Source organism: Cellulomonas chitinilytica, assembly GCF_016862675.1.
GTDB lineage: Bacteria > Actinomycetota > Actinomycetes > Actinomycetales > Cellulomonadaceae > Cellulomonas > Cellulomonas chitinilytica.
In genome coordinates this window covers 40,424-61,555 of the sequence record NZ_BONK01000016.1, presented here as the reverse complement: position 1 = coordinate 61,555, position 21,132 = coordinate 40,424, and the positions used below count along the sequence as shown (strand labels likewise).

The following is a 21,132-nucleotide window of genomic DNA, read 5'->3' as shown; positions in this document are numbered from 1 at the left end:
GAGGGCGCCCAGGTGAACGGGAACGCGACGTTCGAGCACCACGACGTGGCCCTGCTCGCGGTGACGGCGATCGAGGCGACGGTCCCGGTCTCGTCGTCGACGTTCGACGAGCAGCTGCGGCCCACGCTGCGACGGCTGCGCCTCCCGCGAGGTCTGCTCGGCCGGGTCGCGGGTGTGCACGAGCGCCGGTGGTGGGACTCCGGCACCACGTTCGACGACGCCGCCGTGGCCGTCGGCGCGAAGGCGCTCGCGGAGGCGGGCATCGACGCCGACGCCGTCGGCCTGCTCGTGAACACGTCGGTGACACGCACCCACCTGGAGCCGTCGGTCGCGTCGCGCATCCACGACGGCCTGGGCCTGCCGTCGCGCGCCCAGAACTTCGACCTGACGAACGCCTGCCTCGGGTTCGTGAACGGGATGACCCTCGCCGCGCAGCTGATCGACGCCGGGCAGGTGGACTACGCCGTCGTGGTCGACGGCGAGGACCCGCAGCCCACGCAGGAGGCGACGATCCGGCGGCTGTCCGACCCGGCGAGCACCCGGGCGGACTTCCTGCGCGAGTTCGCGACCCTCACCCTCGGCGCCGGTGCCGCGGCGGCGGTCCTCGGTCGGGCCTCGGCGCATCCCGGGGGCCACCGCCTGGTCGGGGGCGTCTCCCGCGCGGCGACCCAGCACCACGACCTGTGCGTCGGCGGCGTCGACGGGATGAGCACCGACCCGAAGGGCCTCCTCGACGGCGGCCTGGAGCTCGTGGTGGACGCCTGGAACGAGGCGGCACCGCAGCGCGGCTGGGCGGACGTCGACAGGTTCGTCACGCACCAGGTGTCGACCGTCCACACGCACTCCCTGGTGCGGGCGCTCGGCCTCGACCCGGCGAAGGTCCCGACGACGTTCCCGCGCTGGGGCAACGTCGGGCCGGCGTCGCTGCCGATGACGCTCGTCTCCCAGCAGGGGAGCCTGTCGTCGGGGGACCGGGTGCTCTGCATGGGAGTCGGCTCGGGCCTGAACACCGCGATGACGGAGATCGTCTGGTGAGGTCGCCCGTCGGCCTGCGCCTGCCGGCGTCGTTGCCGCCGGGTGGGCTGCCGGGCCTCGACCCGGCGTGGTCGCGCCTCGTCGACGTGCCGGGGTCGGGCACGTGGCACGTGCTCGACAACCATGACGCCCTCCCGGGCGAGCCCGTGGGGACGATCCTGTGCGTGCACGGCAACCCGACGTGGTCGTACCTGTGGCGCCGGCTGGTGGCCGCCGGCGGGCGGGCCGACCGGCCGTGGCGTGTCGTGGCCGTGGACCAGCTCGGCATGGGGTTCTCCGAGCGGGACGGGCGTGCCCGGCGCCTCGAGGACCGCGTCGCGGAGCTCGGCGCGCTGACGAAGGAGCTCGGCCTGGCCGGTCCTGTCGTCACGGCCGGGCACGACTGGGGCGGCGTCGTGAGCCTCGGCTGGGCGGTCGAGCACCGCGACGTCCTGGCCGGGGTCGTGCTGCTCAACACGGCCGTCCACCTGCCCCCGGGTGACCGCGCGCCGGCGGTGCTGCGACCGGCGATGGTGCCCGGCGTCCGGACGGCGTCGACCGTGACCACGACCGCGTTCCTCGACACGACGCTCGCGCTGGCCCACCCTCCGCTCACGCCGGAGGTGCGGGCCGCGTTCCGGTCGCCGTACCGCACGTCCGGCCGCCGGCAGGCGATCGGCGACTTCGTCGCGGACATCCCGGCGACCGCGGACCATCCGAGCCGGCCGGCGCTCGACCGGGTCGCCACCGCCGTGACCACGCTCGACGTGCCGGCGCTGCTGCTGTGGGGCGCCCGCGACCCGGTGTTCTCGGACCGTTTCCTCGACGACCTCGCCGCGCGGCTCCCGCACGCGGACGTGCACCGGTCGCCGCGCGCCGGGCACCTCGTCGGGGAGGACGAGGATCTCGGCGGGGGCGTGCTGCGGTGGCTGGACGTGCGGGTGCCGGGTGACCCGGCCGACCGCCCGGAGGGACGAGCCGCAGCGACCGGCGAGCCCTGGGTCCCGCTCGGTGCGGCGCTCGCGGACCGGCAGGACGACGGCGGACCTGCGCTCGTCGAGCTCCGCGGCTCCGGGACCCGGACGATCCCGTGGTCGCTCCTCGCCACCCGGGTCGACGAGCTCGCGCGCGGCCTGGCCACGCTGGGGGTGCGGCCCGGTGACCGTGTCGCGGTGCTCGTGCCGCCGGGCGGGGACCTCACGGCCGTGCTGTACGCGTGCGTGCGGCTCGGCGCGGTCGTCGTCGTCGCCGACGCGGGGCTGGGAGTGCGCGGTCTGAGCAGGGCGGTCCGCTCGGCACGGCCCGCCGCCGTCGTCGGGGTGGAGCGGGCGCTGGTCGCGGCGCGGGTGCTCGGGTGGTCGTCGACGCTCGTCGCGGCGGGCCCGCTGCACCGGAGCGCGCGTCGCGCCCTCGGTGTCGTCGCGACGCTTCCTGAGGTCGCCGACCTCGGGCGGGTGGCGGCGGCCGACCTGCCGGTGCCTGGGCCCGACGACGACGCCGCGGTGCTGTTCACGTCGGGCTCGACGGGCCCGGCGAAGGGGGCGGTCTACTCGCAGCGGGGCCTGAGCGCCATGCGCGACGCGGTCGGCCGCGCGTACGGCGTCGGGCCGGGCAGCCCGTTCGTGGCGGCCTTCGCGCCGTTCGCGCTCCTCGGTCCGGCGCTCGGCGCCACGACCGCGAGCCCGGACATGGACGTCACGGCACCGCGCACCCTGACGGCCCGGGCGCTCGCGGACGCCGTGCGCGCGATCGACGGCCGGGTGGTGTTCGCGTCGCCGGCCGCGCTCGCCGGTGTCCTCGCCACGCAGGACGACCTGCCCGTGGACGGCCGTGCGGCGCTGGGCGAGGTCACGACGTTCCTGTCGGCGGGCGCCCCCGTGCCCGAGAGGCTCCTCGCGCAGGCGGCGGCGCTGCTCCCGAACGCCGAGCTGCACACGCCGTACGGCATGACCGAGATGCTGCCGGTCACCGACGTCGACCTCGCCGGGATCCGGGCCGCGGGTCCCGGCGACGGGGTGTGCGTCGGGCATCCCGTGGCCGGCGCGGACGTGCGGGTCAGCCCTCTCGACGCGGACGGGCGCGCCACGGGTGCGCCCACCACGGAGCCGGGGGTCGTCGGGGAGGTCCTCGTCGCCGGCCCGCACCGCAAGGTCCGCTACGACCGGCTGTGGCTCACCGAGCAGGCGTCGTCGCGCGACCCGGGCCGGCACCGCACCGGCGACGTCGGGCACCTCGACGCGCACGGGAGGCTGTGGGTCGGCGGGCGGCTCGAGCACGTCGTCGTCACCGCGGAGGGCGTCGTGACTCCCGTCGGTGTCGAGCGGCAGGTCGACGAGGTCCGCGGGGTCGCCCGCTCGGCGGCCGTCGGCGTCGGCCCGCGCGGCACGCAGCAGCTCGTGGTCGTGGTCGAGCCCGAGGCTCGGGTCCGCGGCGTCGTGGCCGACGACGAGCTCGCCGCCGCGGTCCGGGCCGCGGTCGCGCCCCGCCGGGTCGCCGCCGTCCTGGTCGCATCCCGGCTCCCGACGGACGTGCGGCACAACTCGAAGATCGACCGGGCCGCGGTGGCGGTCTGGGCCGACGCGGTCCTCGCCGGTCGACGGGCCAGGCTGTGACCGTCGACGGCTCGACGGTGCTCGTCACCGGCGCGAGCGGGATGCTCGGCGGCGCCGTCGCCCGCGCTCTCGTCGCCGGCGGCGCGCAGGTCCGCACGTTCCAGCGTCGCCCGGCCCGGGTCGACGGCGCGCGCGACGTCCTCGGCAGCGTGACCGACCCCGTCGCGACCGCCCGTGCCGTCGCCGGCTGCGACGCGGTCGTCCACCTCGCGGCGAGGGTCGACATCACCGGCCCCGAGGACGAGTTCCGGCGGGTCAACGTCGAGGGCACGCGGCACCTGCTCGCCGCCGCCCGCGCGGCCGGTGCCGGCCGGTTCGTGCACGTCTCGTCGCCGTCCGTCGCGCACGTCGGCGGGTCGCTGGTCGGCGCCCCGGCGACTGCTGCCGAACCGGCGCTCGCCCGGGGGCCGTACGCCCGGACGAAGGCGGCCGGCGAGCTGCTGGCGCTCGAGACGGACACCGCGGCGATGCGCGTCGTCGTCGTCCGGCCGCACCTGGTCTGGGGACCGGGGGACACCCAGCTGATCGGGCGGGTCGTCGCCCGTGCCCGGGCCGGGCGGTTGCCGGTCCTGGGGTCGGGCGCACCGCTGATCGACACGACCTACGTGGACAACGCCGCCGACGCGCTCGTGGCGGCGCTGACCGCACCGGACGCCGCGTGCGGTCAGGCGTACGTGGTGACGAACGGGGAGCCGCGCCCCGTCCTGGAGCTGCTGCGCGCCATCTGCGTGGCGTCCGGGGCCCCGGCGCCACGCGTCCACGTGCCGGGCGGCCTCGCCAGGGCGCTCGGGGCCGGCCTCGACGCCGTGTGGGCCCGGTTCCCGCTCGCGGGCGAGCCGCCGCTCACCCGGTTCGTCGCCGAACAGCTCTCGACGGCGCACTGGTTCGACCAGCGGCGCACCCGCGAGGCGCTGCGATGGTCCCCGCGGGTGTCGCTGGACGAGGGCTTCGCCCGGCTCGCCGCCGCGTCGTGAGCGACGACCCGGGTCGGGTCAGGCGGTCATGTCCATGACGATGCGCCCGTCGATGTGCCCCGCCTCCATCTCGGCGAAGATCGCGTTGATGTCGCTCATCGGCCGCACGGCGTAGGTCGGGCTGACCTTTCCCCGTGCGAAGAAGTCGATGGCTTCGGCCATGTCCTTGCGGGTGCCGACGATCGACCCGCGCACCGTGAGCCCGAACAGGACCGTCGTGAAGATGTCCAGCGGGAACTGGTCGGGCGGCAGGCCGACGAGCGACACCGTGCCGCCGCGCCGCAGCGCGCCGACGGCCTGCGGGAACGCGTGCGCGTTGACCGCCGTGACGAGCGCGCCGTGCACGCCGCCGCCCGTGAGCTCCTGCAGGCGGCCCGCCGGGTCCGCCTCGGTCGCGGCGTTCACCGCGACCTCGGCGCCGTGCTTGCGGGCGAGGGCCAGCTTCGACTCGTCGACGTCGATCGCGGCGACCCGCCGGCCCATCGCGACCGCGTACTGGACGGCGAGGTGCCCGAGGCCGCCGATGCCGGAGACGAGCACCCACTCGCCGGGCTGGGTGTCCGTGACCTTGAGGCCCTTGTAGACGGTGACGCCCGCGCACAGGATCGGCGCGGCCGCTGCGAGGTCGACCCCGTCCGGGATGACCGGGCAGTAGCGGGAGTCGACCAGCATGAACTGCCCGAACGAGCCGTCCACCGCGTACCCGCCGTTCTTCTGCTGCGGGCACAGCGTCTCCCAGCCGGTCTCGCAGTACTCGCACTCGCCGCACGCCGACCACAGCCACGCGTTGCCCACCCGGTCGCCGACCTTGACGCGGGTCACCTGGTCGCCGACGGCGACGACCGTGCCGGCACCCTCGTGGCCGGGCACGAACGGCGGGGTCGGCTTCACCGGCCAGTCGCCGCGCGCCGCGTGCAGGTCCGTGTGGCAGACGCCCGAGTAGCGGACCTCGACGAGGGCCTCGAGCGGGCCGGGTGTCGGGATCTCGATGTCGGTGACGTCCAGCTCGGCGTCGAACGACCGCACGACGGCCGCCTTCATGGTGCTCATCTCGTCCTCCTCGACGGTGCGCACAGCGGGGCGGTCGAGCGGCCGTCCCGCTCTCGACAGTAGGCCGACCCCGGCACGCCCGGGAGGGGACGATCGTCCCGATCCCGGACGCCCCGACGCCCGTCGCCGAGCCGTCCTTAGAATCGGTGCGTGCCCCACGACCTCGCGCGCCCCACGCTGCCGCTGCGTCCCGAGCTCGCCGGCGTCGAGCCCTACGGCGCCCCGCAGCTCGACGTCCCGTACGCGCTCAACGTCAACGAGAACCCGTACGCGCCCTCGGCCGAGGTGGTGGCGGACATCGCGGAGTCCGTCGCGGCGGCGGCGGGCGGCCTGAACCGGTATCCCGACCGGGACTTCCTCGACCTGCGCGCGGACCTCGCTGCCTACCTGGCCGTCGAGTCGGGCGTGCCGCTGGCCGCCGAGCAGCTGTGGGCGGCGAACGGCTCGAACGAGATCATGCTGCACGTCCTGCAGGCGTTCGGGGGACCGGGGCGCACGGCCGTCTCGTTCGCGCCGACGTACTCGATGTACCCGGAGTACGCGCGGGACACGCACACCGGCTGGGTGACGGGCCGGCGGGAGGCGGACTTCAGCCTCGACCCGCAGGTGGCCCGGGACACGATCGCGGAGCTCGCGCCGTCGGTCGTGCTGCTCGCGAGCCCCAACAACCCGACGGGGACCGCGCTGCCGACGTCGACCGTCCTCGCCGTCCTCGAGGCGGCCGCGCAGGTCCCGGGCGGGTGCGTCGTCGTGGTGGACGAGGCGTACGGGGAGTTCCGCCGGCGGGGCACCCCGTCGGCGCTCGAGCTGCTCGCGGACCACCCTCACCTCGCCGTGAGCCGCACCATGTCCAAGGCGTTCGGCCTGGCGGGTGCGCGCGTCGGCTACCTCGCGGCGTCGCCGGCCCTCGTCGACGCGCTGCGGGTGGTCCGGCTGCCGTACCACCTGTCGGCCGTGACGCAGGCGGTCGCGCGCGCGGCGCTGCGGCACGCGCCCACGCTGATGGCGCAGGTCGGCTCGCTGCGCGACGAGCGGGACGCGCTCGTCGTCTGGTTGCGCGAGCGTGGCCTGCAGGTCGCGGACTCCGACGCGAACTTCGTGCTGTTCGGGGTGTTCGACGACCGGCACGCGATCTGGCAGGGTCTGCTCGACCGTGGCGTGCTGATCCGGGAGTCGGGTCCGGACGGATGGTTGCGGGTGTCGGTCGGCACCCCCCAGGAGACGGCGGCGTTCAAGGACGCCCTGGTCGACGTGGCAGGGCTCTGAGCGTCCACCCGGGACGACGCGGAGCGGAGCGCAGCAGAGGTATGGACGAGGAGAGACTGTGAGCCCAGCGCAGGGCAGGACGGCGCGGATCGAGCGCGCCACGAGCGAGTCGAGCGTGCTGGTCGAGGTCGACCTCGACGGCACGGGCCGCACCGACATCTCGACGACCGTGCCGTTCTACGACCACATGCTCACGGCGCTGGGCAAGCACTCGCTCATCGACCTCACGGTCAAGGCGACCGGCGACACCCACATCGACGCCCACCACACGGTCGAGGACGTCGCGATCACGCTCGGCGAGGCCCTGCGGCAGGCGCTCGGCGACAAGCGCGGCATCTCGCGCTTCGGCGACGCGACGGTCCCGCTCGACGAGGCCCTCGCGCAGGCGGTCGTCGACGTGTCGGGCCGCCCGTACTTGGTGCACACCGGCGAGCCGCCCGGGCAGGAGTACCACCTGATCGGCGGCCACTTCACGGGCTCGCTCACGCGGCACGTGCTCGAGTCGATCGCGCACCACGCCGCGTTCAGCATCCACGTCCGCGTCCTCGCGGGCCGCGACCCGCACCACATCGTCGAGGCGCAGTTCAAGGCGTTGGCCCGCGCGCTGCGGTTCGCGGTGGCGCTCGACCCGCGCGTCGACGGCATCCCGTCCACGAAGGGCGCCCTGTGAGCGACGACGACGTCGTCGTGCCCGACGACCTGTCGAGCCTGCTCGACGGGACCGCCGAGACGCCGTCCGTCGCGCTCGTCCTGACCCAGGTGGGGGTGCCGGCGCCGCTCGCGGCGGCCTGCGCGCTCGCGAAGGTCGACGTCGACGTGGTGCCGTCCCCGGTCGGCGCGATCGCGGTCCTGCGCGACCCGGCGGCCGCACCTGACGGCGCGGCGGCCATCTCGAAGCTGCTCCGCTCGGTGCCGGTCGTCCTCCTGGAGCGGCGCGAGGGGCAGATCACCGCGACCCGGTGGACCGCCGGGGTGCGTGGCGACAAGCTCCCCGCCGGTCTGGTGCTGTCGGACGCCCCGCCGGTGCTCGAGGAGCTCCTGCTCGACTCGGTGGACCCCACGACGCTCGACGACGTCGTGACGAGCGTGGGGCTGTCCCGGTGGCGGGCGACGAGGATGCTCGCGGAAGGCGCCCGCCGCCGTCCGACGTCCTGACCGGCCCCTCACCCGCACCCGAACCGCGCGACCGGTGACCGCGCGGGTCGTCGTCGTCCCGCCGCCCTGACCAGGCCCGGGGTCGGGCCATTCGACGTGCCTAAACGTTCCAGTTCCTGTCGGAACGGTTCGAGTGCTGCTTGCATGAACGCTGCCCACAAGCCTTCCGCCCCGCCGCGCACCGTGCTGGTCGGCCCGCCTCGCAGGAGAGGCGGAAGCGCTCCCATCTCCCTCACAGGAGCGTTCATGACACGCACGAGACGCGGCATCGTCGCCCGTCTGGTCAGCTCGGCGGCTGCCCTCGCCGTCGCGGCGACCGCGCTGGTCGCCCTCTCCGGGTCCACCGCGACCGCCGCGAACGCCAGCGGCACCGGCACCGGCTACCTCAGCACGAAGGGGAGCCAGATCGTTGACTCCACGGGTGCCACGGTCCGCCTCACCGGCATCAACTGGTTCGGCATGGAGACCGACAACAAGACGTTCCACGGCCTGTGGGCGAGCGTCACGTGGAAGTCGCAGATGGACCACATGGCCCAGCTCGGCTACAACACGCTGCGGGTCCCGTTCGCGGGCGACGCGCTCAAGTCCGGCGCGCAGGCGACGAGCGTGAACTCGTACACGAATCCCGACCTCGTCGGGCTGTCGCCGCTCGAGATCCTCGACAAGGTCGTCGACTACGCGGGTGAGCTCGGCATGCGCGTCATCCTCGACCGGCACCGCCCCACGGCGGCCGGCCAGACGGCGCTCTGGTACACCCCGACCGTGTCGGAGGCCAGCGAGATCGCCGACTGGAAGCTCCTCGCGGCGCGCTACGCGGGCAACCCGACGGTCATCGGCGCAGACCTGTTCAACGAGCCGCACGCCGAGGGCACCGAGCCGAACTCCACGGGCTCCTGCTGGGGCTGCGGCGACACCGCCCGCGACTGGCGGCTCGCCGCCGAGCGCATCGGCAACGCCGTCCTGGCCGCGAACCCGAACTGGCTCGTCATCGTCGAGGGCGTGTCCTGCCTGTCCGGCGGCGTCGCGAACCAGTGGGACGACATCCCGGACGACCCGGCGAACTGCAGCTGGTGGGGCGGGAACCTCGCGAACGCCGGCACGTACCCGGTCCGGCTCAGCGCGAGCAACAAGCTCGTGTACTCCGCGCACGACTACGGCATCTCCGTGTACGACCACCAGGAGTGGTTCGACACCACGAAGCACCCGGACTTCCCGGCCAACCTGCCGGCGACGTGGGACCACTACTGGGGCTACCTCGTCAAGCAGAACGTCGCGCCGGTGCTCGTCGGCGAGTTCGGCAGCACGCTGGCCGACCCGCGTGACACGAAGTGGCTCACGACGCTCGTCGACTACATGAAGACGAACGGCATCTCGTTCACGTACTGGTCGTGGAACCCGGACTCGGGCGACACGGGCGGCATCGTCAAGGACGACTGGGTGACGGTGCAGACCGCCAAGCAGTCGATCCTGCAGTCCGCGCTCGTGCCGCCGGTCCGCCGGGGCACGACCCCGACGCCGACCCCCACCACCCCGACGCCGACGCCGACCACGCCGACGCCGACCACCCCCACGCCGACCCCGACCCCGACGCCCACGCCCACGCAGAACCCGGGCGCGTGCACGTCGACGGTCACGCTGACCAACACGTGGGCGGGCGGGTTCCAGGCGGCGATCACCGCGAAGAACGGCTCGTCGTCGGCCCTCAACCCGTGGACCATCACGTTCACGGTGCCCTCCGGCGTGACGGTCGGCAGCGGGTGGAACGGCACGTTCAGCCAGAGCGGCACGACCGTGACGGTGACGGCGCCGACCTGGAACAGCTCGCTGGCCGCCGGGTCGGTGGCGAGCATCGGGCTCGTCGCGAACGGCCCGTCGAGCCCTGCCCCGAGCAACGTCAAGCTCAACGGGGTCGCGTGCTCCTGAGCTGAGGCCGCCCGTCGGGCGGCGGGCGTCACGGCCCGCCGCCCGACGGACCTTCCCGTCCTCCCACGTCGTCGACCGCTCCGAAGGAGTGCCATGATTCACCGAACCCGCACCCGCACGGTCGTGCTGACCGCGCTGCTGACCGCCGTCCTGGGCCTGCTCGGCCTGTCCGGCGCGCAGGTCGCCAGCGCGGCACCCGTGATCTGCGAGCAGTACGGCAACGCGTCCATCCAGGGCGGCCGCTACATCGTGATGAACAACCGCTGGGGCACCAGCTCCACCCAGTGCATCGACGTCTCGTCGACCGGCTTCACGGTCACCCAGGCCGACGGGCAGACGGCCACCAACGGCGCCCCGAAGTCGTACCCGGCGGTCTACTACGGGTGCCACTACAGCCAGTGCACGACGAGCAACAACATCCTGAGCCCGAACGGCCTGCAGACGAGCGACCCGCGCTTCAGCACCCTGAGCACGAGCGTGAGCATGACCTTCCCGAGCAGCGGCACGTACGACGCGGCCTACGACATCTGGTTCAACAAGTCGCGGCCCACGACGACGACGCAGCAGAACGACGGCGCCGAGCTCATGGTGTGGCTCAACCACGCCGGGTCGATCCAGCCGATCGGCTCGAAGGTCGGCACGGCGAACGTCGCGGGTGCCACGTGGGACGTCTGGTACGGCTCGTCCGGCTGGAACGTCATCTCGTACGTGCGGCAGACGCCCACGAGCTCGATCAGCTTCCCGGTGAGCGCGTTCTGGAACGACGTGGTGAGCCGCGGCTACGGCTCGACGAGCTGGTACCTCACGAGCGTCCAGGCGGGCTTCGAGCCGTGGATCGGCGGCGCCGGCCTCGCAGTGACCAACTTCTCGGTCACGACGGACGGGTCGACGCCGACCCCGACTCCCACCCCGACCCCGACGCCCACGCCGACCCCGACGCCCACCCCGACCCCGACGCTCACGCCGCCGCCCTCGTCCGGGTGCAGCGCCACGCTCAAGGTCGACAGCACCTGGTCGACCGGCTTCCAGGGCACGGTCGTCGTGAAGAACACCGGCTCGTCGATGACGAGCGGCTGGACCGTGACGGGCACCCTCGCGAACGGCACCACCATCCAGAACCTCTGGAACGGCGTGCTCACCACGAGCGGCTCGTCGATCACGGTGCGGAACGCCGCGTACAACGGGCTGCTGAGCGGCGGGGCGTCGACGTCGTTCGGCTTCGTCGCCAACGGCGGCGGTGCGATCAGCAACCTGAGCTGCACCACGTCCTGATCCCGACCGGCGACGGGCCCGGCACCACGCGTGCCGGGCCCGTCGCCGTGCGTGGACGCCCCCGCGGCCGCACCCGGTGCCCCGGGTAGCCTGGGCCGGTGCCCACCCAGCCCCACGTCGTCGTCCTCGACTACGGATTCGGCAACGTCCGTTCGGCGGTACGCGCCCTCGAACGCGTCGGCGCCGAGGTGGAGCTCACGGCCGACAAGCACGCGGCGGTCGAGGCCGACGGTCTCGTCGTGCCGGGCGTCGGCGCCTTCGCCGCCGTCATGGCGGGCCTGCGCGAGGTGGGCGGCGACCAGGTGGTCGACCGCCGGCTCGCCGGCGGGCGGCCCGTGCTCGGCATCTGCGTCGGCATGCAGGTGATGTTCGCCGAGGGGGTCGAGCACGGCGAGCGCACCGACGGGCTGGGGGAGTGGCCCGGTGTCGTCGACCGGCTCGAGGCCGACGTCGTCCCGCACATGGGCTGGGCGACGATCGACGCGGCCCCCGGGTCCACGCTGTTCAAGGGCCTCGAGGACGAGCGGTTCTACTTCGTGCACTCGTACGCGGCCCGCTCGTTCCCGCTGACCGACGACGGCGCGGGTGCGCCCCCGTTCACCACGCCGCTGGTCACGTGGGCGGAGCACGGCGACCGGTTCGTCGCCGCCGTCGAGAACGGCCCGCTCGCCGCGACGCAGTTCCACCCCGAGAAGTCCGGCGACGCCGGCGCGCAGCTGCTGTCCCACTGGGTCGACCAGCTCCGCTGACCTGCCCGCCGACCTGCCCCACCACACACCCCACGGAGAACACCGTCATGACCGACCGCCTCGAGCTCCTGCCTGCCGTCGACGTGGCCGACGGCCAGGCCGTCCGTCTCGTCCAGGGGGAGGCCGGCTCCGAGACGGGCTACGGCGACCCGCTGGCCGCCGCGCTCGACTGGGCCGAGGGCGGCGCCGAGTGGATCCACCTCGTCGACCTCGACGCCGCGTTCGGCCGTGGCTCCAACGCGCCGCTGCTCGCGGACGTCGCCGCCGAGCTGTCGGGGCGGGGCGTCAAGGTCGAGCTGTCGGGCGGCATCCGGGACGACGCGTCCCTGGAGCGAGCGCTCGCCACGGGCGCGACGCGCGTGAACCTCGGCACGGCCGCGCTCGAGGACCCCGAGTGGACGGCGCGGGTGATCGCGAGCCACGGCGACCAGATCGCGGTGGGGCTCGACGTGCGCGGCACCACGCTCGCGGCTCGCGGCTGGACGAAGGAGGGCGGCGACCTCTGGGAGGTGCTGGCCCGCCTCGACGCCGCCGGCTGCTCCCGCTACGTCGTCACGGACGTGACCAAGGACGGCACGCTGCGCGGCCCGAACGTCGAGCTGCTGCGCGAGGTGTGCAGCCGCACGGACGCGCCCGTCGTCGCGTCGGGCGGCATCTCGAGCCTCGACGACCTGCGGGTCCTGCGCACGCTCGTCCCCGTCGGCGTGGAGGGGACGATCGTCGGCAAGGCGCTGTACGCGGGCGCGTTCACGCTGCCGGAGGCGCTCGACGTCGCCGGCCGCCCCTGAGGCCGCGGCGTCGTGGCCGGTCGTGAGCTGCCGCCGTCGTCCCCGTTCGCGGGGGACGACGGCACCGCCGACCCGGCGGTCGCGGCGGCGCTGACCGCATACGGGGCAGGCGCGGGATCGCTGGGGGCGGTGGTCGAGGCGCTCGCCGGGACGCGCGTGCTCGTGCCGGTGCTCGCCGAGCTCGAGGCCTCCGACGTCGTCGTGCACGACGGGCACGAGCACACCGTCGACAAGGAGGCCTCGGCCGGCATCGTCGCGCTGCGGACCCCCGACGGCCGGACGGCGCTGCCCGTCTTCACCTCGGTGGCGGCAATGGGGGCGTGGCGGACGGATGCGCGGCCGGTGCCGTCGGACGTCGCGCGCGCGGCGCTGTCCGTGGTGAGCGAGGGGTGGGACGTCGTGGTCGTCGACCCGGGCGGGCCCGTCACCGCGCTCGTGCCGCGACCGGCCGTCTGGGCGCTCGCGCAGCAGGTGCCGTGGGCGCCGGCCGTCGTCGACGGACGTGTGGACCAGGACGTCGACCGCGCGGTCCGTGGTGCCCTCGCCGGCATCGCCGGCGTGGTCGACGCCTCGAGCGTCCCCGGGCGGCATGCCGAGGTCGCGGTGGTCGTCGGCCTCGTCCCGGGTCTGGACCAGGCGGCGCTCGACGCGGTCCTGGCGCAGGTCAACGCGGCGCTCGCCGCCGACGAGACGGTCGCGGCACGGGTGGACTCGGTGGAGCTCCGGCTGCGCGCGGCCGGCTGACCGTCTCCTCGGCGGGCCCGCGCCGTGCGTCGTCAGGTCCCGCGCGGACGCGGAGCGGCGCCAGGACGAGATCCCGCGCCGCTCCGCGCGTCGTGCTCAGGCGTCAGGACGAGGCCCAGCGCGACACGGCGTTCGCGATCGCGCTCGCGGCCGACGAGGCCGCACCGGCGAGCGCCTTCACGGCGAGCGCGGCGGCGAACGCGCTGACGGCGGTGGCCGCGACGGCCTGGCCGCCGAGGATCACCCGGTTCACGTCGATCGACGGCTTCCAGTGCACGCCCGCGTCGTCGATCACGTAGACGCCGACGGCCTTGACGTAGGCGCCGTACCCGCCGCCCCCGCCGTGACCGCCGCCGTAGCCCTGCTGCGGCCCGGAGTCGTCGAGCGGTGGCGCCTCCGCGTCGGACCCGGCGGCCAGGCGGCTCTGCAGGCGGGACCCGAGGGCGCCGAAGGGGACACCGCCCTCGCCGTCGCCCAGGCCCAGACCGGTCGCGGCCCACAGGCGTGCGACGGGGATGACGGTCACCCCGCCGCGTTCGTACGCGTCGCCGAACACGCGGCGGACGGTGACGGTGTCGTTCACGGCACCGGTGAGGGTGGCGGGGTCGAAGCGTGGGACATCGGCCATGGGAACCTCCGGGTCAGCTGCAGGTGGGCGCAGGGGTGAACGCCGAGTCGTCGTCCAGCATGGCCCGCAGCGTGCTCACCGGCACGACGAAACTCCGGTTCTGCTCGTCCTTCGCATACACGACACCGACGACCCGCCCGTCGGCGTCGAGGACGGCCGAGCCGGAGCTGCCGAACTCGACGGTCGCGTCGGTGAGGAACACCGCGCCGAGGTTCTCGTTGAGCGGGTCCGTCGTCGAGGCGAGCACCTGCCCGGTGGTCACGGTCAGCGCGTGCCCGAGCGGGTAACCGACCACCGTCACCGCGTCGCCGACGACCGGGTCGGTGCCCGAGAGCTCCGGCGCGTACGGCAGCGCGTCCGCCGTCCGGACGATTGCCAGGTCGGCGAGCCCGGCGGTGCTGGCGGCCGTCGCGGCGACGTCCCGGCCGTCGTACGTGCTGAGCTGGAGGGTCGCGGAGTCCGCGACGACGTGACGGTTCGTGACGAGGGTGTGGTCGTCGATCGCGAAGCCCGAGCCGGTGGACACCGAGCCGCAGCCGATGTTCCGGATCCGCACGGCCATCCGCTGCGCGGCGTCGAACCCGTCCGGCGAGAGGTTGCCGGACGACGTCGGCGCGGGCACGGGCGCGTCGGTCGGGACGACGCTCGTCGGGACCGGCGCCGGCAGCTCCGGCAGCGCGGAGCACCCGGCGAGAGCGACCAGGAGCGCCGCCGTCGCCACCCCCCGTGCGAGGGGCGACCTCACTGCGAGAGCTCGCGCTGGAGCGCCGCGTTCGCGTCGGTCGCCGCCCCGCAGACGGTCGTGACGTCCTGCTTGAACCGGGCGAGGTCGGCCGGGTCGTACCGGTCCGACTCCTCGAGGTAGCCGATGAGCTTCTGCTGCCCCGTGATGCACTGCGCGAGGGCGGTGGCGACGTTGCCGGCCGCCTGCGACACGCGCGCCTGGTAGTCGGCGAGCTGCGACTGCGCCGCGCTCGTGTCGCCGAGCTGGGCCTTCTCGTCTGCGAGCTCGGTGATCCGCGCCTGGGCGGTGGCGAGCTGGGTCTGCGCGTCGGTGAGCTGCGCCTGCGCGTCCGCGAGCTCGCCCTGCGCCGTCGCCAGGTCGGCACCGTGCGTCCGGGCGAGCGCCTCCCACCCGGCGCTGGACCGCTGCCACGCGTGCGTCGTGACGAGCATCCGGCCGACGAGCGCGGCGCCGAGGGCGACCGCGAGCACCAGCGCGACCGTGAGCAGGACGACCGTGCGGCGGGGCCGGGCGGCCGGGGCCGGTCCCACGGCGGCGCCGCCCGGCGTACCTGCGCGCACCAGCGGGTCCGCCGTCGCACCCGGGATCACGACCTGGTCGACCGGTCCGCCCGGTGGGACGGGGAGGCCCGGAGGCAGGCTCGGCGGTGGGACGGGGCCGCTCGCCGGCGGGGGCGGCGGTGAGGTCGGCGGAGGGCTCCAGCCCGGCACGGGGTCGTCGGACGGCATCCGCCCAGGATAGGGACTCGGGCTGTGGGCGACGGGGGTCCCTGTGAGGCGTCCCACCGTTCGTCACCCGCTATTGCGTTCGGGAGCACGCACGGTTGCGGGAGACAATCGTCGGCATGCCCCGGACGCCCTACGCCGCTCTTCTGCGCCTTCCCGGCGTCGCACGGCTGTTCGTGGTGTCCTTCGTCGCCCGCATCCCCGCCGCCATGGTGGGCGTGGTCCTGACGCTGCACGTCGTGACCTCCCTCGACCGCGGGTACGCGCAGGCCGGGGTCGTCGCCGGCGCGGCGACGGTCGGCATGGCGCTCGGCGCGCCGTGGCGCGGGCGGCTCGTCGACCGGTTCGGCCTGCGTCGGGCGATCGCCCCGTCGGTGCTCGTCGAGTCCGCGGTGTGGGTGTGCGCGCCTCGGCTGTCGTACGAGCTGCTCATCGGGGCGGCGTTCGTGGCCGGGCTGTTCCTCGTCCCCGTCTTCTCGGTGACCCGGCAGTCGTTGTCCGTGCTCGTGCCGCTGGCGCAGCAGCGTGCCGCCTTCGCGCTCGACTCGGTGGCGGTCGAGCTGACGTTCATGCTGTCGCCCGTGATCGGGGTCGTGCTCGCGACGCAGGTCTCGACGGTGGCCGCGCTCACCGTGGTCGGCGTCGCGACGGTCGCCGCCGGGGTGCTGCTGTGGTGGGCGAACCCGCCGACCCGGTCGGCGGCACCGGTCGCACCGCTCGAGACCGACGGTGCGCCGGACGGCACCGCACGCCGTCTGCTCGGGCCCGCGCTCGTCGTCGTGCTGCTCGCGGCCGTCGCCGCGGCGTTCGTCCTGGTCGGCACGGACGTCGCGCTCGTCGCGTCGCTCAACGACGCGGGCCGGGCGGGCGACGTCGGCTGGATGATCGCCCTGTGGGCCGGCGGCTCCGTCGTGGGCGGCCTCGTCCACGGCGCCCGTCACCGGTCGCCGTCGCCGCTCGTGCTCGTGGCGCTCCTCGCGCTCGCGACCGTCCCCGCCGCGTTCGCGCCCGGTCCGTACCGGCTGGCCGTCGCGGTGTTCGTCGCCGGCCTGCCCTGCGCCCCCGCGCTGTCGTCGATCAACGCGACCCTCGTCCGGCTCGTGCCGGAGCAGCGCCGCGGCGAGGTCATGGGGTGGAGCGGCACCATGGGGACCGTCGGGAACGCGCTCGGCGCCCCGCTGTGCGGGTTCGTCATCGACCGGTCGTCGCCGGGGGCCGGGTTCCTCACGGCCGCGTGCGTCGGCGGTGGCATCGCCGTGGCGGGGCTCGTGGTGCTGGCGCTCACGCGGCACTCGGCGGCGGGAGTCCCGGTGGCGGCGGACGCCCCGGCCCCGGAGGCCCTCGGTACCCCGGCCGAACGCGAGGTCTCGGCAGGGACGGCGTCGGGCGCCGGCGACGACGAGCGCGCCGAGCCCGGCCGTCTCGCCGAGGTCCCGCAGCCGCGGCGCTCGTCCGAGCGGCTCGGCCACACGGTCCGGCGGCGGGTCCGCCGGGTCGGTCGTCGGCCGTCGGCAGGGGTCAGACCACCGAGCCCGTGAACTTCTCGCCGGGGCCCTCGCCGGGGGCGTCCGGGAACGGGGAGGCCTCGCGGAAGGCGAGCTGCAGCGAGCGGAGCCCGTCGCGCAGCGACCGCGCGTGCTGGTTGCCGATGTCGGGCGCCGCCGCGGTCACGAGTGCGGCGAGCGCCGTGATGAGCTTGCGCGCCTCGTCGAGGTCCAGGTAGTCGGCGCCCTTGCCGTCCGGGCCGTCCTCGGCGAGGCCGCACTTCACGGCGGCCGCGCTCATGAGGTGGACGGCGGCGGTCGTGATGACCTCGACCGCGGCGACGTCCGCGATGTCTCGGGTCGCCTCGGCGGTGGGGTCGGGGGAGCTGGTCATGGTGTCGATCCTCTCATCGCCGTCCGGTCTGCCCGGCCGCGTGCCAGGTCTGCTTGCGGACGACGGTGCGGCCCCGCGTCGGGTGGACGCGGGGCCGCACGGGGTCGTGCTCGTCCGGAGATGGTCAGGCGCCGAGGTTCGCCCGCAGCTTCGCGCCCAGGTCGGCGTCGACGTGCGTCCAGTACGCGATCGCACGCTCGCGAATGTCGTCGGAGCGGACGGCCCCCACGTGGCCGGTGATCGTCTCGAGGAACCGGGCGCGCGCCTCGTCGTCGAACACCTCGCGGTACAGCGTCCCGGCCTGGCCGAAGTCGTCGTCCTCGCTGTGCAGGGACGCGGCGGCGCGCACGAGCGCACCGTCCGACTCCCAGCCGGCCGACTCGGCCGCGCGCAGCGGGTCGGCGTGCGCGCCGCCGCGGGAGTTCGGGGCGTACACGGGGACGTCGGCCGCCGAGAACGTGTACCGCGCGGCCCCGTCCTGCGCGTACGAGTGCGTCGGCGCCTTCGGGGCGTTCACCGGGAGCTGGGCGTGGTTGGTGCCCACCCGGTACCGGTGCGCGTCGGCGTAGGCGAAGATCCGCGCGAGCAGCATCTTGTCGGGGCTGGCCGCGATGCCGGGCACGAAGCTGCTCGGCGCGAACGTCGCCTGCTCGATCTGCGCGAAGTAGTTCTCCGGGTTCCGGTTCAGCTCCATCACGCCGACCTCGACGAGCGGGTAGTCGGCGTGCGGCCACACCTTCGTGAGGTCGAACGGGTTGAACCGGTAGCCCGCCGCGTCGGCGTACGGCATGACCTGGACGGAGAGCGTCCAGCGCGGGTGGTCGCCGGCCTCGATGTGCTCGTGGAGGTCGCGGATGTGCAGGTCGCCGTCCGAGCCGGCCAGCGCGGCGGCCTCGTCGGCGGTGAGGTTCTTGATGCCCTGCTGCGTCGTGAAGTGGTACTTGACCCAGAAGCGCTCGCCGGCGGCGTTGATCCACTGGTAGGTGTGCGAGCCGAACCCGTCCATGTGCCGCCACGACGCCGGCAGCCCGCGGTCGCCCATGAGCCACGTGACCTGGTGCGCGGACTCGGGCGACAGCGTCCAGAAGGCCCACTGCATGTCGTTGTCCCGCAGGTGCGAGCCGGGCAGCCGCTTCTGGGAGTGGATGAAGTCGGGGAACTTGATGCCGTCCCGGATGAAGAAGACCGGGGTGTTGTTCCCGACGAGGTCGTAGTTGCCCTCCGACGTGTAGAACTTCACCGCGAAGCCGCGCGGGTCGCGCCACGTGTCGGGCGAGCCGGCCTCGCCGGCGACGGACGAGAACCGGGCGAGCAGCTCGGTCTCGACCGCGGGCTGGAACAGGGCGGCCCGGGTGTACGCCGTCACGTCGCCGGTCACCCTGAACGTGCCGAACGCGCCGCCGCCCTTGGCGTGCACGACGCGCTCGGGCACGCGCTCACGGTTGAACTGCGCGAGCTTCTCCACGAGGTAGTGGTCGTGCAGGACGATCGGGCCGTCGGCGCCGACGGACAGCGCGTGGCCGTCCGAGGCGACCGGGGCGCCGCTGGTCGTGGTGGTGGCGGGCACGTGAGGCATGGGTGTGCGTCCTTCGTGGTGTGTGGTGGGTCTCGGCGGGCCGAGGGGTCGGTGAGGGGACGCGTGGTCGACGACCACGGCGTGCGGGGAGGGGTGCGTCAGCCGGCGGTGGTCGACCTGCACGCGGGACACAGGCCCCAGAAGGTCACCTCGGCGACCTCGATGCTGAACCCCTCGGTCGAGCTGGGGGTCAGGCAGGGGGAGTGGCCGACGGTGCAGTCGATGTCGCCGACGGCGCCGCACGAGCGGCAGACGACGTGGTGGTGGTTGTCCCCGATGCGGCGCTCGTAGCGCGCGGGGTGGCCGGCGGGCTCGATGCGTCGCACGAGCCCGGCGTCGGTGAGGGCGTGCAGGACGTCGTAGACCGCCTGGACCGAGACGGCGGGGAGCCTGTCGCGCGCGGCTCGCAGGACCGTCTCGGCGTCGGCGTGCGGGTGCTCGTGCAGCGCCTCGAGCACCGCCACCCGGGGTCCGGTGACCCGCAGGCCGTGCGTCCGCAGCACCTCGACGTCGTCCATGGGTACCACCCCACCACATGAACTGGAATCATTCAAATAACCGAACAGTTCAACTCTGCTGCTGGCCAGCAGGCGATCGGCCGGCGCGCACGCGCGTGCCGTCGGGCGTCCCGCGGCTCCGATCGACCCGTCCGGAACCGTGCCCCTGTTCTGGTAGAGTGGGCGGTCGACTGACCTGGGACGTACGCGAGTGCGACTCAGGCGCACAAGTGGAGCTTCTCCCACCTGGGTCTCGACCGCACGGCTCACGCCGACAACAGGGACCGGGTCACAGTCCGCACCGGACGGCCTCGTCGCCGTTCCGGTGGCGCAAGCGCGGCCGTCGGCCGGGTTTGGCCGCGCGGGCTATCGAGGCCTCCTCCTGTGCTCAGGACGGGGGCCTTCCTCGTTCCTGGCGGTCGGTCACGACGAACCCGAGGAGCAACAATCAGCGAGCCCCGCATCAACGATCGGATCCGCGTCGCCGAGGTCCGCCTGGTCGGCCCGAACGGCGAGCAGGTCGGCATCGTCCGCGTGGAAGACGCACTGCGCCTGGCCCAGGACGCAGACCTCGACCTGGTCGAGGTCGCTCCGGATGCCCGTCCGCCGGTCTGCAAGATCATGGACTACGGCAAGTTCAAGTACGAAGCGGACATGAAGGCCCGTGAGGCCCGGCGGAACCAGACGAACACGGTCCTCAAGGAGATCCGTTTCCGTCTGAAGATCGACCCGCACGACTACGGGACGAAGAAGGGCCATGTCACGCGGTTCCTCGCCGCGGGCGACAAGGTCAAGGTCATGATCATGTTCCGCGGTCGTGAGCAGTCGCGCCCCGAGATGGGCATCCGCCTGCTGCAGCGGCTCGCCGACGACGTCGCCGACCTCGGCTTCGTCGAGAGCGCGCCGAAGCAGGACGGCCGCAACATGATCATGGTGCTCGGCCCGGTCAAGAAGAAGGCGGACCAGAAGCAGGAGCAGCGTCGTCAGGCCCAGGCCGACGCGGCGCGTGCGGCGAACGCCGCTGCGGCTGCCGCGGCTTCCGCGCCGGCCCCCAGCGAGCCCGCCGCCGCGCCGGTCGTCGAGACGCCGGTCGTCGAGACGCCCACGGTCGAGACGCCCGCCGTCGAGGCCCCCGCGGCCGAGGCGCCGGTCGTGGAGACGCCTGCCGTCGAGGCCGCCGTGGTCGAGACGCCCGCTGCCGAGCCGGTCGCTGCGCCCGAGCCCGTCGCCGTCGAGCCCACCCCGGCTCCGACGCCGGCCCCCGCCCGGACCGCTGCGCCCCGCCCGCCGGCACCGCGCCCCGCCGCGGCCCGTCCGTCGACGCCGCGTCCGAGCACTCCGCGCCCGGCTCCGGCTGCGTCGCCCGCCGCCCGGTCGGCGAGCCCGGCGCCGCGTCCTGCGGCGCCCCGGGCCACCCCGGGCGCGGCCGCACCGAAGCCCGTCCCACGCCCGGGTCCGGCCGCCGGCCGCCCCTCGCCGTCGGCCTCCGACGACAAGAGCTGACCGCACGACGAACGGTCCGGCCGCCAGCCGGGC

20 protein-coding genes are annotated in these 21,132 nt (G+C 74.5%); 13 read left to right on the top strand and 7 right to left on the bottom strand.

From position 1 onward, the window contains the following. The first annotated feature begins 12 nt into the window (after positions 1–12). Genes Cch01nite_RS19415 through Cch01nite_RS19405 form a run of 3 tightly spaced genes read left to right on the top strand, consistent with a single transcriptional unit; the run spans position 13 to position 4,600 of the window. Complete coding sequence (locus Cch01nite_RS19415) at positions 13–1,035, top strand: 3-oxoacyl-ACP synthase III (RefSeq protein WP_239071111.1); 1,023 nt, start codon at positions 13–15, stop codon at positions 1,033–1,035. Then, positions 1,032–3,626, top strand: coding sequence for an alpha/beta fold hydrolase (locus Cch01nite_RS19410; protein WP_239071100.1), 2,595 nt, complete (start codon positions 1,032–1,034; stop codon positions 3,624–3,626). Before Cch01nite_RS19415 ends, Cch01nite_RS19410 begins: the two co-directional genes overlap by 4 nt. Continuing rightward, positions 3,623–4,600: an NAD-dependent epimerase/dehydratase family protein gene (locus Cch01nite_RS19405; protein ID WP_275407239.1), complete on the top strand. Its 978-nt coding sequence runs from the start codon at positions 3,623–3,625 to the stop codon at positions 4,598–4,600. The genes Cch01nite_RS19410 and Cch01nite_RS19405 overlap by 4 nt, the downstream gene beginning before the upstream one ends. An 18-nt stretch (positions 4,601–4,618) precedes the next feature. Here Cch01nite_RS19405 and adhP read toward each other — a convergent pair whose 3' ends face one another. Continuing rightward, positions 4,619–5,650, bottom strand: coding sequence for an alcohol dehydrogenase AdhP (gene adhP, locus Cch01nite_RS19400; protein ID WP_203758141.1), 1,032 nt, complete (start codon positions 5,648–5,650; stop codon positions 4,619–4,621). A 150-nt stretch (positions 5,651–5,800) separates the two neighbouring features. On the opposite strand from adhP, the gene Cch01nite_RS19395 reads away from it, so the two are divergent. The 8 genes from Cch01nite_RS19395 (at position 5,801) to Cch01nite_RS19360 (ending at position 13,547) form a co-directional block, all read left to right on the top strand. Beyond that, complete coding sequence (locus Cch01nite_RS19395) at positions 5,801–6,916, top strand: histidinol-phosphate transaminase (protein ID WP_203758140.1); 1,116 nt, start codon at positions 5,801–5,803, stop codon at positions 6,914–6,916. Positions 6,917–6,974: 58 nt separating this feature from the next. Continuing rightward, on the top strand, positions 6,975–7,586 hold the full coding sequence (gene hisB, locus Cch01nite_RS19390; protein ID WP_203758139.1) for an imidazoleglycerol-phosphate dehydratase HisB: 612 nt from the start codon (positions 6,975–6,977) through the stop codon (positions 7,584–7,586). Continuing rightward, positions 7,583–8,071 (top strand): hypothetical protein, encoded by a 489-nt coding sequence (locus Cch01nite_RS19385; RefSeq protein WP_203758138.1) that lies wholly within the window; start codon positions 7,583–7,585, stop codon positions 8,069–8,071. Before hisB ends, Cch01nite_RS19385 begins: the two co-directional genes overlap by 4 nt. A 246-nt stretch (positions 8,072–8,317) precedes the next feature. After that, positions 8,318–9,994 carry a cellulase family glycosylhydrolase gene (locus tag Cch01nite_RS19380; RefSeq protein ID WP_203758137.1) on the top strand — a complete coding sequence of 559 codons (1,677 nt, stop codon included), beginning with the start codon at positions 8,318–8,320 and terminating at the stop codon, positions 9,992–9,994. A 93-nt stretch (positions 9,995–10,087) separates the two neighbouring features. Beyond that, positions 10,088–11,266, top strand: coding sequence for a GH12 family glycosyl hydrolase domain-containing protein (locus Cch01nite_RS22795; RefSeq protein ID WP_239071090.1), 1,179 nt, complete (start codon positions 10,088–10,090; stop codon positions 11,264–11,266). Between the two features lie 98 nt (positions 11,267–11,364). Beyond that, the gene (gene hisH, locus Cch01nite_RS19370) at positions 11,365–12,015 is read left to right on the top strand and encodes an imidazole glycerol phosphate synthase subunit HisH (RefSeq protein WP_203758136.1); all 651 of its coding nucleotides are present in this window, start codon (positions 11,365–11,367) and stop codon (positions 12,013–12,015) included. Between the two features lie 47 nt (positions 12,016–12,062). Next, complete coding sequence (gene priA / locus Cch01nite_RS19365) at positions 12,063–12,803, top strand: bifunctional 1-(5-phosphoribosyl)-5-((5-phosphoribosylamino)methylideneamino)imidazole-4-carboxamide isomerase/phosphoribosylanthranilate isomerase PriA (RefSeq protein WP_203758135.1); 741 nt, start codon at positions 12,063–12,065, stop codon at positions 12,801–12,803. Positions 12,804–12,815: 12 nt separating this feature from the next. Beyond that, positions 12,816–13,547: an SseB family protein gene (locus tag Cch01nite_RS19360; protein WP_203758134.1), complete on the top strand. Its 732-nt coding sequence runs from the start codon at positions 12,816–12,818 to the stop codon at positions 13,545–13,547. 103 nt (positions 13,548–13,650) lie between these two features. On the opposite strand, the gene Cch01nite_RS22790 is transcribed toward Cch01nite_RS19360, so the two are convergent. Genes Cch01nite_RS22790 through Cch01nite_RS19345 form a run of 3 tightly spaced genes read right to left on the bottom strand, consistent with a single transcriptional unit; the run spans position 13,651 to position 15,648 of the window. Next, positions 13,651–14,175 carry a hypothetical protein gene (locus tag Cch01nite_RS22790; RefSeq protein WP_239071089.1) on the bottom strand — a complete coding sequence of 175 codons (525 nt, stop codon included), beginning with the start codon at positions 14,173–14,175 and terminating at the stop codon, positions 13,651–13,653. Positions 14,176–14,188: 13 nt separating this feature from the next. Next, positions 14,189–14,920: a S1C family serine protease gene (locus Cch01nite_RS19350; protein ID WP_203758133.1), complete on the bottom strand. Its 732-nt coding sequence runs from the start codon at positions 14,918–14,920 to the stop codon at positions 14,189–14,191. Beyond that, positions 14,917–15,648: a hypothetical protein gene (locus Cch01nite_RS19345; RefSeq protein ID WP_239071088.1), complete on the bottom strand. Its 732-nt coding sequence runs from the start codon at positions 15,646–15,648 to the stop codon at positions 14,917–14,919. Before Cch01nite_RS19345 ends, Cch01nite_RS19350 begins: the two co-directional genes overlap by 4 nt. A gap of 116 nt (positions 15,649–15,764) precedes the next feature. Here Cch01nite_RS19345 and Cch01nite_RS19340 point away from each other — a divergent pair, with 116 nt between their 5' ends. Then, positions 15,765–17,183: an MFS transporter gene (locus tag Cch01nite_RS19340; RefSeq protein WP_275407238.1), complete on the top strand. Its 1,419-nt coding sequence runs from the start codon at positions 15,765–15,767 to the stop codon at positions 17,181–17,183. Here the strand turns inward: Cch01nite_RS19340 and Cch01nite_RS19335 are convergent. The 3 genes from Cch01nite_RS19335 to Cch01nite_RS19325 form a co-directional block, all read right to left on the bottom strand. Continuing rightward, positions 17,164–17,523, bottom strand: a complete 360-nt coding sequence (locus Cch01nite_RS19335) for a DUF1844 domain-containing protein (protein ID WP_203758132.1) — start codon at positions 17,521–17,523, stop codon at positions 17,164–17,166. The genes Cch01nite_RS19340 and Cch01nite_RS19335 overlap by 20 nt on opposite strands. A 124-nt stretch (positions 17,524–17,647) precedes the next feature. Further along, positions 17,648–19,099: a catalase gene (locus Cch01nite_RS19330; RefSeq protein ID WP_203758131.1), complete on the bottom strand. Its 1,452-nt coding sequence runs from the start codon at positions 19,097–19,099 to the stop codon at positions 17,648–17,650. Between the two features lie 98 nt (positions 19,100–19,197). Further along, positions 19,198–19,617, bottom strand: a complete 420-nt coding sequence (locus Cch01nite_RS19325; protein ID WP_203758130.1) for a Fur family transcriptional regulator — start codon at positions 19,615–19,617, stop codon at positions 19,198–19,200. A gap of 363 nt (positions 19,618–19,980) precedes the next feature. On the opposite strand from Cch01nite_RS19325, the gene infC reads away from it, so the two are divergent. Next, positions 19,981–21,099 (top strand): translation initiation factor IF-3, encoded by a 1,119-nt coding sequence (gene infC / locus Cch01nite_RS19320; RefSeq protein WP_239071086.1) that lies wholly within the window; start codon positions 19,981–19,983, stop codon positions 21,097–21,099. Positions 21,100–21,132: the final 33 nt, after the last annotated feature.

Excerpts from the sequence above, each read along its gene's own strand:
- adhP (WP_203758141.1), bottom strand. The coding sequence starts at position 5,650 with ATGAGCACCATGAAGGCGGCCGTCGTGCGGTCGTTCGACGCCGAGCTG.
- Cch01nite_RS19380 (WP_203758137.1), top strand. The coding sequence starts at position 8,318 with ATGACACGCACGAGACGCGGCATCGTCGCCCGTCTGGTCAGCTCGGCG.
- Cch01nite_RS22795 (WP_239071090.1), top strand. The coding sequence starts at position 10,088 with ATGATTCACCGAACCCGCACCCGCACGGTCGTGCTGACCGCGCTGCTG.
- priA (WP_203758135.1), top strand. The coding sequence starts at position 12,063 with ATGACCGACCGCCTCGAGCTCCTGCCTGCCGTCGACGTGGCCGACGGC.
- Cch01nite_RS22790 (WP_239071089.1), bottom strand. The coding sequence starts at position 14,175 with ATGGCCGATGTCCCACGCTTCGACCCCGCCACCCTCACCGGTGCCGTG.
- Cch01nite_RS19345 (WP_239071088.1), bottom strand. The coding sequence starts at position 15,648 with ATGCCGTCCGACGACCCCGTGCCGGGCTGGAGCCCTCCGCCGACCTCA.
- Cch01nite_RS19340 (WP_275407238.1), top strand. The coding sequence starts at position 15,765 with ATGCCCCGGACGCCCTACGCCGCTCTTCTGCGCCTTCCCGGCGTCGCA.
- Cch01nite_RS19335 (WP_203758132.1), bottom strand. The coding sequence starts at position 17,523 with ATGACCAGCTCCCCCGACCCCACCGCCGAGGCGACCCGAGACATCGCG.
- Cch01nite_RS19330 (WP_203758131.1), bottom strand. The coding sequence starts at position 19,099 with ATGCCTCACGTGCCCGCCACCACCACGACCAGCGGCGCCCCGGTCGCC.
- Cch01nite_RS19325 (WP_203758130.1), bottom strand. The coding sequence starts at position 19,617 with ATGGACGACGTCGAGGTGCTGCGGACGCACGGCCTGCGGGTCACCGGA.